This is a genomic window from Actinomycetota bacterium (genome assembly GCA_036280995.1).
GTDB lineage: Bacteria > Actinomycetota > CALGFH01 > CALGFH01 > CALGFH01 > CALGFH01.
The window spans coordinates 1-11,142 of record DASUPQ010000911.1 but is presented as its reverse complement, the minus strand read 5'-3'; the positions used below and the strand labels follow the sequence as shown (position 1 = coordinate 11,142).

7 protein-coding genes are annotated in these 11,142 nt (G+C 73.0%); all 7 read right to left on the bottom strand.

Translation table 11 applies throughout. The features are described from left to right. Positions 1-376 precede the first annotated feature (376 nt). A complete protein-coding gene (locus VF468_30395; GenBank protein ID HEX5882596.1) occupies positions 377-1,030 on the bottom strand; it encodes a mechanosensitive ion channel domain-containing protein in 654 nt (217 codons plus the stop codon). A 241-nt stretch (positions 1,031-1,271) separates the two neighbouring features. Continuing rightward, complete coding sequence (gene otsB, locus VF468_30390) at positions 1,272-2,087, bottom strand: trehalose-phosphatase (GenBank protein HEX5882595.1); 816 nt, start codon at positions 2,085-2,087, stop codon at positions 1,272-1,274. Continuing rightward, on the bottom strand, positions 2,084-5,305 hold the full coding sequence (locus VF468_30385; GenBank protein HEX5882594.1) for an HAD-IA family hydrolase: 3,222 nt from the start codon (positions 5,303-5,305) through the stop codon (positions 2,084-2,086). The genes otsB and VF468_30385 overlap by 4 nt, the downstream gene beginning before the upstream one ends. Positions 5,306-5,376: 71 nt before the next feature. Beyond that, positions 5,377-6,522, bottom strand: coding sequence for a transaldolase (tal, locus tag VF468_30380; protein HEX5882593.1), 1,146 nt, complete (start codon positions 6,520-6,522; stop codon positions 5,377-5,379). A gap of 19 nt (positions 6,523-6,541) precedes the next feature. After that, entirely contained in the window at positions 6,542-8,617 is a 2,076-nt protein-coding gene (tkt, locus tag VF468_30375; GenBank protein ID HEX5882592.1) for a transketolase, read from the bottom strand. Then, positions 8,614-10,170 carry a gluconokinase gene (locus VF468_30370; protein ID HEX5882591.1) on the bottom strand — a complete coding sequence of 519 codons (1,557 nt, stop codon included), beginning with the start codon at positions 10,168-10,170 and terminating at the stop codon, positions 8,614-8,616. The genes tkt and VF468_30370 overlap by 4 nt, the downstream gene beginning before the upstream one ends. A gap of 34 nt (positions 10,171-10,204) precedes the next feature. Next, a partial coding sequence (gene gndA, locus VF468_30365) for an NADP-dependent phosphogluconate dehydrogenase (protein HEX5882590.1) occupies positions 10,205-11,142 on the bottom strand: 938 nt, incomplete at its 5' end.

Genomic DNA, 11,142 nt, shown 5'->3' with positions numbered 1-11,142 from the left:
AGCGCCCCCAGGCCGGGCAGCAGCAGCCGCCCGGTCAGGTCGCCGCTGGCGCCCAGGATCAGCAGTGTCGTCTGGGCTGCCTCGCTCATCGTCACCTCTCGAAACGGGACTGGTGCGCCTTCGAGCCGCTACGGCGAGGTGGTCGGGGCTCCAGAGGTCGCCGAGCTCGCGATGGTCCTCGGGCTGGTCGATGTCGGTGCTGTCGTCGGTGTGGTGGCGGTGCGGGCGGCCGAGGTGGTCGGAGCCTCAGTTGCTGTTGTTCCGGGCGCAGAGGTGGCAGGCGCCGACGCGGTGGGCTGTGGAGGCTCGGCCTGCCGGGAGCCGTTCGAGCTGCTCGTATTGCCGACGGGTGCGGGCCTGACTTCAAGATACAGGGTCAACACGGCCAGGAAGAACAGGCACAGCAGCAAGGTCGAGGTCCGCAGCCTGCGTTCAGCAGCGTCGCGGGCGGCCGGGAGCGACTCATGCGACACCCGCATCCGGTTCGGTGCCGGCGTCGGCGGAGGTGCCGATGCCCTCGCGCTGGAAGGTCACGGCCACGCGGACCCGTAGCTTGCGACCCACCTCGAGCTGCTTGCCGGGCAGGGTCCGGGCCACCATCCGGAGGTTCACCTGGCCGACCTCGAAGCTCTCCACCCATCACGGTCGGTGGGTCGAGCAGCAGCGGCCGCAGCGCCTCGTCGTCGAACGCCTCCTCGCCGACCTTGCGGAGCGGCTCGCTGGCGCGCATCACGTCCACCTCGACCGGTAGCGGCACGTCCACGACGGCGCGGGCCCAGTCGCGGGAGAGGTTGGTGACCTGGACGATCTGGCCGTTGGGGACGATGACCACCTCACCGTTGAGCGTGCGCAGCCGGGTGGTGCGTAGGGCGACCTCCTCGATGGTGCCGGTGGCCCCCTCGGTGAAGCCGACGGCCGAGATGTGGACGACGTCGCCGTAGCCGTACTGACGCTCGAGGACGATGAAGGTGCCGGCGATCAGGTCCCGCACCACCTGCTGGGCGCCGAAGCCCAGGGCGGCACCCAGCACGGCGGCGGGTGCGACCAGACTGGCGATCGGACGCCGAGGCGCTCGAGAACTGCACCGCGGTGATGCACCAGATGAGTGCGATGCTGAGCCAGGTCAGGACCTGGGCGAGCGCTCGCCGGTGCTTGGCCGCCTCCGAGCGCACCAGGCGTCCTCCTCGGTGGCGGCGGCGTCGATGCGCTCGGTGATGCGACGACCCGACCAGGTGACGAGGTGGAGTGATCGCGGGACTCCCTTCACCGCTTCATGACGAACTGGGTCGGGCGATGAGCCGCTCCAGGAAGTCCCGGAGCCCGGGCGGCCCATCGACCACCAGGTCGGCGTCGGCCAACAGCCGCTCGGGTGCCTCGGCCGAGCGGACCGCGACCCGGAGGGTGTCGCCACCCTTGGCGGCGAGCTGGGCGGCGGCGGCGAAGGCGGCCAGGTCGCCGAGGTCGTCGCCGGCCACCAGCAGGATGGTGGCGCCGGAGGAGGCCAGCACCCGACGGACGGCGTCGCCCTTGTCGCTGCGCACCTGGGGGCGCAGCTCCCAGACCATCTTGCCGGGCACGACCTCCAGGCCGTGGGCGGCGGCGATGCGGCTGGCGGCCTCGGAGATCGGGCCCGCCCAGCGGTCGGGGTCGGCGACCCGGCGGGTGTGGACGGCGACCGCGTAGCGCTTGTCCTCCAGGTGGGCTCCGCTGGCCGTGACCGCCGGGTCGGCGGCCAGCTCCCGGGCGGCCGCCGCCACCGCCGGCCGGGCCCCCTCCAGCCGCGGGTCGACCTGGACGCGGCCCTCGACGATCTCCTCCAGCCCGTACATGCCCAGGTAGCGCACCCCAGGGGCGTTGGCGTGGATGGCCAGGTACTCGGCTGGGCGCCCAGAGATCAGCGCCACGGCGGCGTACCGGGCGGCCAGCTGCCCGAGCAGCTCGACCATGCCCTCCAGCGGCCTGGCCGCCTCCGGGTCGGGCACGATCGGGCTGAGGGTGCCGTCAAAGTCCAGGCAGAGGGCGACCTGGTCCGCCCGCGCCGCCAGCCGGCCCGCCCGCTCGGCCAGCTCGCCTCCGGGATTGCTCATGGCCGCCGCTCCAGGGAGAACTCATGCTCGGCGCCCGGGGCGAGCTCGACGGTCTGGTCGCGGACGAGGACCTTGATGGGCTGGGCCGGGCCGGGCCGCGACCTGACCAGCAGGTGGTCCTCGGCCAGCTCGACGTCGACCCGGTGGCCGCGGTAATGGACGCTGAAGCGGACCTGCTTGACCTGGGGCGGCAGCGCGGGGTCGAAGCGGAGCACCTCCCCCCGCGGCCGCAGGCCGGCCAGCGAGCGCAGCACGATGTCGACCGTCCCGGCCATCGCGCCCAGGTGGATGCCTTCGGCGGTGGTGCCGCCCTGAACGTCGGCCACGTCGCTCTCCAGGGCGTGCTGGAGGAACCGCCAGGCCTCCTCGGGCTCATAGCGGGCCAGGACCCAGGCGCTCACCACCCCCGACAGGGTCGAGCCGTGCGAGGTCCGGGCCAGGTGGTAGTCGACCGTCCGGGACAGCTGCTCCTCGGTCACCTGGTAGCCGAGCCCGGCCAGCAGCTCGCGTAGCTCGGTCCGGGACAGCAGGAACAGCAGCATCAGCACGTCCGCCTGCTTGGCCAGCCTGTAGCGGTTGGTGCTGTCGCCCTCGGCCTCCAGCAGCCGGTCCAGGCGGGCGATGTCGCCATAGCGCTCCCGGTACCCCTCCCAATCGAACTCCTCCAGCTGCTCGTAGCCCTCGAACTGGGTCAGCACCCCGTCGGCGTGGAAGACGACCTTCATCTTGCGGCTGATGTCGCGCCAGCGGTCCAGCTCCTCGTCGCGGATCGACAGCTCCCGGATCAGCTCCTGGCGGTAGTGGGGCGGCAAAGCCTCCAGGGCCTCCAGGGCCCGCTGCAGCACCCAGACCGCCATCACGTTGGTGTAGGTGTTGTTGTTCAGTCCCGGCCGGTCCGCGTCCGGGTAGGCCTCGTGATACTCGTCCGGCCCCATCACCCCCAGGATCTCGTAGCGGCCCTCCTCGGCGTTGAAGGTGGTGATGCTCGACCAGAACCGGGCGATCTCGACCAGCAGCTCGGCCCCCACGAAGCGCAGGAACGCCGTGCCGCCGGTGACCAGGTAGTGCTGCCAGACGTTGTAGGCGATGGCGATGTTGACGTGCCGCTGCAGGTGGGAGTGGTCGGGCAGCCAGCGCCCCGACTTGGGGTTGAGGTGGAGCTGCTGGGTCTCCTCGCGGCCGTTGGAGCCGCTCTGCCAGGGGAACATCGCGCCCTCGTGGCCGGCCGCCCTGGCCGCGGCCCGGGCCGCCGGCAGGCGGGCGTGCCGGTAGTCCAGCAGGGCGGCGGCCAGCACGGGCCGCTGGAGGTTGAAGAACGGGAAGATGAACATCTCGTCCCAGAAGATGTGACCCCGGTAGGCCTCCCCGTGCCAGCCCCGGGCGGGAACGCCCACGTCGAGGTGGACGGTGTGGGGCGACACGGTCTGCAGCAGGTGGAAGATGTGCAGGTGCAGGACGGTCTCGGCCCATTCGTTGGCGCTGTCGAGCTGGATGTCGAACCGGTCCCAGAGGATGTTCCACTCGCCGGCGTGGCGGGCCAGCAGTCCCTCGAAGCCCGGCGCCGCCCCGGCCGCCGCGCGGGCGTCCAGCAGGCTCTCGGAGATGGCCCGGTCCCGGGAGGTGTAGAGGGCGACCACCTTTTCCACCGTGGCCGGACGACCCTGCTCCAGCTCGACCTCCAGCTGGTGGGCGACGAACCCGGGCTCAGAGACCAGCCGCCGCTCGGCCTGGGCGGCCTGGCCGTCGCGCAGCAGCCGGGTGCGGGCGGCCAGGGCGACCCGCACGTGCGACTGGTTGGTCCCGGCCTGCAGCTCGACGGTCTCGGCGTTGACCTCGGCCTGGGCGAGCACCTGGACGTGCCGGCCGTTGAGGTCGCGGTAGCGCTTCACCCCGGCGTTGACCACCCGGCCGTCCAGCCCGGAGCGGACCTCCAGGGTTCCCGACCAGTTCTCGGCCTCGAAGGTCGTCTCCAGGCCGGCCAGGTGCTGGTCCTTCATGCTGACCAGCCGGCGCTGGAGGACCGTGGTGCGCCGGCCTTCGGCGTCCTTGAGGCGCAGGCGGCGGGTCAGCGTCCCCTGGCGCAGGTCCAGTTCCAGCCGGTGCTCGAGCACGTCCGCCGACGCCACGTCGAACCAGCGCCCGCCGGCGACCCGGAAGGCCAGCGGCAGCCAGTTGGGCACGTTCACCAGGTCCTCGTTCTCGACCGTGCGCCCGGCGATCTCGGTGGTCAGCCGGTTGTAGAGGCCGGCGACGTAGGTGCCCGGGTAGTGGACGTCGTCGGCGCTGGCCTCGGGCAGGGCGCCGCGGGTCACGAAATACCCGTTGCCGACCGCGCACAGCGCCTCCCGCAACCCCTGGCGGGCCGGGTCGAAGCCGTCGTAGACCAGCGTCCAGACGCTCGGCGGCCGCTCGGTGTGCCGCTGGCGCAGCTCGGCGGCCGCCCGCCGCTCCGCCAGGCGCCCCTCGGCCAGGAGCCGCAGGGAGATGTCGTCGAGCGTGGTCACGACCAGGTCGGCGCCGGCGTCGGCCAGGAGCTGCTCGTCGCCGAGGCGGGCCACCCCCAGCGCCGCCAACCCACCGGCCTTGGCCGCCTGGACCCCGCTGGTGGCGTCCTCGACCACGAAGCAGCCGGCCGGGCGGACGCCCAACTCCTCGGCCGCGGTCAGGAAGATGGCCGGATGGGGCTTGCCCCTGGGGAAGTCGCGGCCGGAGATGTCGGCGTCGAACAGCTCGGCCAGGGTCATCCCGTCGCGGATGAAGGCGTAGTCCAGCCGCTGCTCGGCGGCGAAGCTGTCCAGCCGGATCCGCTCCAGGAACAGCTTGGCGTTCTTGGACGACGACGCCGCCGCGACCCGGATCCCCATGCCCTTGACGGCCAGGATGAACCGCAGCGCATCCGGGAAGGCCATGAACCGGCCTTCCTCGATGAGCCTGACGACCTGCTCCTGCTTGGCCGCCGCGTACGTCTCGACCCGGGCGTCGATGTCGGGCACCCCGAAGTGCTCCATCGCCGCCCGTGCCCCGGCCATCCGGGGCATCCCGGCCATGACCTGCTGGTACACCGCCGGGGTGAAATGCTCGGGGCTGTAGGTGGTCTGGTCGCGGATGTCGCGCCACTCGCCCTCCATCAGCATCCGGAACGACTCCCGCCAGGCGAGCTCGTGCGGCGAGTCCACCAGCACGCCGTCCACGTCGAAGATCGCGCCTTGGTATGCCATGGCCCTGCCTCCCTCCTGCTCCGTTCCCGGGGCGGCCACCCCTCGTCCGGGACGGCGCCCGGTGGCGGCATTCACTCGCGAGGCGAGCCGGTGGCTTGGGCTCGTTTGGCCTCGATGGCGTCGAGCATGGCCTGGTAGCTGGCGGCGAACTTGTCCACGCCCTCGGTCTCGAGCTGCTCGCCGACCTCCTCCTCGTCGATGCCGACCCGGATCAGGTCCGACCACAGCCGCCAGGCCCGGTCCAGATCCTCGGTGACGGTCTGGCCACGCACGATGCCGTGGTCGGCGAAGGCTTCCACGCTGGACAGGGGCATGGTGTTGACCGTGTCCCGCCCGATCAGCTCCTCGGAGTACAGCACGTCGCGGTAGTTGGGGTTCTTGGTCGAGGTCGACGCCCACAGGCAGCGCTGGGGGCGGGCGCCCTTGGCGGCCAGCGCCTCCCACCGCGGCCCGCTGAACAGCTCCAGCCACGCCTGGTAGGCGAGCTTGGCGTTGTCGATGGCGGCGGTCCCCAGCCGCGCCTCGGCCAGCTCGGCGTCGGGGCCGCCCTCCTCGACCCGCTCGCCAAGGATCGGGTCGATCAGGGTGTCGACCCGGCTCACGAAGAACGAGGCCACGCTGGCCACCGTGCTCGGGTCGCCGCCCCTGGCGGCGAGCTCCTCCAGCCCGGCCAGGTACGCCTCGACCACCTCCCGGTAGCGGGCGACCGAGAACACCAGGGTCACATTCACGTTGACGCCGGCGGCGATCGAGGCCCGGATGGCCGGCAGCCCCTCCACCGTGGCCGGGATCTTGATCATCACGTTGGGCAGGCCGAGCAGGTCGAACAGCCGGGCCGCCTGGAAGATGGTCTCGTCGCTGTCGTGGGCGAGGTCGGGCGGCACCTCGTAGGACACGTAGCCGTCGCGGCCACCGGTCGCCTCGTACACCGGTCGCAGCTCGTGGGCGGCCCAGCGGATGTCGTACAGGGCCAGGCGCTCGAAGATCGCCTGCGCCCCGAGCCCCTGCTCGGCCAGGCCGGCGAGCTGGTCGTCGTAGAAGCCGCCGGCGCCGATGGCGGCCTGGAAGATGGTCGGGTTGGAGGTCACCCCGACGACCGAGAAGTCGTCGCGGAGCCGGCGCAGCTCGCCCTTCTCCAGCCAGTCGCGGGCGATCGAGTCGACCCAGACCGAGACGCCCTGGTCGCTGAGCTGGACGAGGGGGTTGGTGGTGGTCATTGCCGACCTCCTTGGCCTCTCAGGCCGACAGGTTCCGCAGCATGCGGGCCTTCTCGATATGGGTCCGGTGCAGGACGGCCAGGGCCCGCTCGACCACGTTGTCCTCGGTGAACCCGTACTTGATGAGGGCCGTCCCACCAGGCGCGGAGGCCCCGAAGCGGTCGACACCGACCACCCCGCCCCCGAGACCGACCCACTGCCGCCATAGGGGCGTGCTGCCCGCCTCGACCGCCAGCCGAGCCGTCACCTGCGGCGGCAGCACCTCGTCCCGGTAGTCCAGCGGCTGGGCCTCGAACAGCTCCCAGCAGGGCATCGACACCACCCGGGTGGGGATCTCCTGGCGGCTCTCCAGCTCGTCCTGGGCGGCCAGGGCCAGCCAGACCTCCGAGCCGGTGGCCAGCAGGATCAGCTCGGGCGCGCCGCCGCCGGCCTCGGCCAGCACGTACGCGCCGCGGTGCAGTCCCGCGGCGGAGGCGTACCGGGTCCGGTCGATCGGGGGCAGCTCCTGCCGGGACAGGGCCAGCGCGGTGGGCCCGTCGGTCCGCTGCAGGGCCGCCCGCCAGGCCTCGGCCGTCTCCGGCCCGTCGGCCGGGCGCATCACCCAGAGGTTGGGGATCAGCCGCAAGCTGCCCAGGTGCTCGACCGGCTGGTGGGTGGGGCCGTCGCCGCCCAGCCCGATCGAGTCGTGGGTCCACACATAGACCACCGGCAGCCCCATCAGGGCGGCCAGGCGCACGCTGGGCCGCATGTAGTCGGAGAACACCAGGAACGTCGCGCAGAACGGCCGCAGGCCCCCGTGGGCCGCCAGCCCGTTGGCGATCGCCCCCATGCCGTGCTCGCGGATCCCGAACCGGAGGTTGCGGCCGGCCTCGGTTGCGGTCAGGTCGCCGCTGCCGGCGATGTCGGTCAGGTTGGACTCGGCCAGGTCGGCCGAGCCGCCCACCAAGGCCGGCAGGTTGGCCGCGATGGCGTTGATGGCCTGCTGGGAGGCCTTGCGGGTGGCCTGCTTGCGCGGCTCGGCGAGCAGGTTGTCGAGCTCGGCGTCCCAGCCGTCCGGCAGCTCCCCGGCCAGGGCGGCCCGCAGCTCGGCGGCCAGCTCCGGCTCGGCGTCGCTGAAGGCATGCAGGCGCCCCTGCCAGGCCGAGCGCTCATCCCGGTTGGCCGCCACCCGGACCTGCCAGCGCTCCGGCACCCCCTCGGGCACCTTGAAGTGCTTGTCCGGGTTCCAGCCGTAGACCTCCTTGGTCGCCCGGACCTCGTCCTCCCCCAGGGCGGCCCCGTGGGCCTTGGAGGTGTCCTGGGCGTTGGGCGCCCCCCAGGCGATCACGCTGCGCAGGCGGATGAAGCTCGGCCGCTCGGTCTCCTCCACGGCGGCCTGGTAGGCGGCCGCGATCGCCTCCAGGTCGTTGGCGTCCTCCACGGCCAGGGTGTGCCAGCCGTAGGCCCGGTAGCGGGCCTCCACGTCCTCGGTGAAGGCGATGGAGGTCGGCCCGTCGATCGTGATCCGGTTGTCGTCGTACAGCACGCAGAGCTTGCCCAGCCGCAGGTGCCCGGCCAGCGACGACGCCTCCGACGCCACCCCCTCCATCATGTCCCCGTCGCCGCAGAACACCCAGGTCCGGTGGTCCACCACCTCCTGCCCGGGCCGGTTGTAGCGGGCGGCCAGCAGCCGCTCGGCGATCGCGAACCCGACCCCGTTGCCGACCCCCTGCCCCAGCGGCCCGGTGGTCACCTCCACCCCCGGCGTGTGCCCGTACTCGGGATGGCCGGGGGTGAGCGACCCCCACTGGCGCTGCTGCTTCAGGTCCCGGATGCCCAGCGGGTAGCCGGTGAGGTGCAGCACCGCGTACTGCAGCACCGAAGCGTGCCCGTTGGACAGCACGAACCGGTCCCGGTCGAACCATTCCGGGTCGGCCGGGTCGAACTTGAGGAACCGGGTCCAGAGCACGTAGGCGGCCGGGGCCAGGGCCATGGCCGTCCCCGGGTGGCCGCTGCCCGCCTTCTGGATCGTGTCCATGGCCAGGGTCCGGACGGTGTCGACCGCCAGCCGGTCAAGGTCGGTGGCGGGCACGGTCGGGGCGGTCTGGATGGTCACGGGAACTCCTCCTTGCTTGCTTGCCCGGTCGCGGCGTGGGTCAGGCCATCCGGCGCCTCATCGGCCCTCCAGGCGTTCAGGTCCTCGACCGCCTCGGCGGTCCTGGCGAACGCCGGCAGCAGCCGGCGGTAGAAACGGGCGGCGTCCCGGTCCGGGTGGACGACCTCGGTCACGCGCACCAGGGCGGCCGCGTCGTCGACCGAGGTCAGATGTCCGAGAGCGACGTGTCCCAGGAGCGCGGCCCCGGCGGCCGATCCCTGCTCGCTGACCGGGAACCCGATCGGCGTCCCGAGGACGTCGGCGAGCAGCTGGCGCCAGAACGGGCTGCGGGCGAACCCTCCGGTCGCCCGGAGCTCGGCCAGCTCCAGTCCCGCCGCCTGCATCGCGTCCAGCACGAGAGCGAGCTGCAGGCAGACGCCCTCCAGGGCCGCCCGGGCCAGGTGGGCTCGGGTGTGCCGTTGGGTCAGCCCGAGGAATGCGCCGTACGGGTCGCCCGCCCAGCGCGGGGCGCGCTCCCCCGACAGGTAGGGCAGCATGAGCAGGCCCTCCGCCCCGGGTGGCACGGTGGCGGCGAGCTCGGTCAGCCCGGCGTCGGGATCGGGCAGGTCGGCACCGGCCACCCGGGCGAGCCAGCGGAGCACGTTGCCGCCGTTGTTGGTCGCACCGCCCACCACCCAGCGGCCGGGGACGAGCACGTAGCAGAACACCCGACCCTGGTCGTCGACGCTGGGCGCGCGGACGACGCCACGGATGGCGGCGCTGGTCCCGATGGAGCAGGCAGCCACACCCGGGGCGACCGCGTTGACGCCGAGGTTGGCGAGGACGCCGTCGCTGGCGCCGACCACGATCGGCGTGCCGGCCTGAAGCCCCCAGGCGGCGACGTCCGCGCCGAGACGGGCGACCACGTCGGTGGTGGCGTGCAGGGCCGGCAGCTGCTCCCGGCGCAGCCCCGCCAGGTCGAGCGCCGTGGTGTCCCAGTCCCGGGCCGCCAGCCCGTACAGCCCCGTGGCCGAGGCAATCGACTCGTCGACCGCCAGCAGCCCGGCCAGCCGGGACAGCACGTACTCCTTGATGCCGACCCAGTGGGCCGCCCGGTGCCAGACCTCGGGCTGCTGCTCCCGGTACCACAGCAGCTTGACCAGCGGCGACATGGGGTGGACCGGCGTCCCGGTGCGCCGGTGCAGCGCCAGCCACTCGCCGCTGTCCCGCAGCCGCCGCGCCTGGGCCGCCGCCCGGCTGTCCGCCCAGGTCACCGACGGCGTCAGGGGGCTGCCGTCGAGGGCCAGGGCGATCAGGCTGTGCATCGCCCCGGAGAAGGCGACACCGGCGATCGGCCGGCCGGCCGCGCCAGCCCTGGCGGTCACCTCGCGGACCACGGCCGCCGAGGCTGCCGCGACCACGTCCGGGTCCTGCACCGACCAGCCGGGGAAGGGCGACTCGGTCGGGTACTCGCGCTCGGCGCCACCGTGGCTGACCGCGGCGGCGTCCACGGCCGCGGCCTTGACCCCGGTCGTGCCGATGTCGACGCCGATTACCAGGCCCGGATCTGGCACCGTTCCGCCCCCGCGATCGCTGCTGCCACGGCGGTCAGACCTCCTGCTCGGTCCGGTCCTCCGACCACAGCGTGTGGAAGACACCCTCGCGGTCGACGCGCTGGTAGGTGTGGGCCCCGAAGAAGTCCCGCAGTCCCTGGACCAGCGCCGCCGGGAGCCGGTCGCGCCGCACGGTGTCGTAGTAGGCCAGCGCCGAGGCGAACCCGGGGACGGGGACCCCCTGGCGGGCCGCCAGGGAGACCGCCCGGCGCCAGCCGTCCTGGGCCTGCCCGAGCTCCTCGGCGACATCGGGGTCGGCCAGCAAGGTGGGCAGGTCGGCGTTGGCGTACGCCTGGCGGATGCGCTCGAGCAGCCGGGCCCGGATGATGCAGCCGGCCCGCCAGATCTTGGCCACCGTGGCCACGTCCACGCCCCAGCGGTAGGCCTCGCTGGCCGCGCCGAGCTGGTCGAGGCCCTGGGCGTAGGCGACCACCTTGGAGGCCCACAGCGCGGCCCGCACGTCCTCTACCAGCTGCTTGGGGTCGTCGACCGGTCCGCCTGCGGGACCGGACAGGGCCGAGCGGGCCGCCTCACGGAGCCGGAGGTGCCCGGAGGCCGAGCGCGCGAACACGGCCTCGGCGATGGCGTTGACCGGCACCCCGAGCTCCAGGGCCGACTGGACCGTCCAGCGGCCGGTGCCCTTCTGCTCGGCCGCGTCGGCGATGACGTCCACGAGAGGCTTCCCGGTGGCGGCGTCGACGTGCCCGAGGACCTCGGCGGTGATCTCGACCAGGAACGACTCGAGGTCGCCGGTGTTCCAGTCGCGGAACACCTCGGCGATCCGGGCTGGCTCCAGCCCGGCGCCGCGGAGCAGGTCGTAGGCTTCGGCGATGAACTGCATGTCGGCGTACTCGATGCCGTTGTGGACCATCTTGACGAAGTGGCCGGCCCCGTCCGGGCCCATCCAGGCGCAGCAGGGTTCGCCGTCCACGT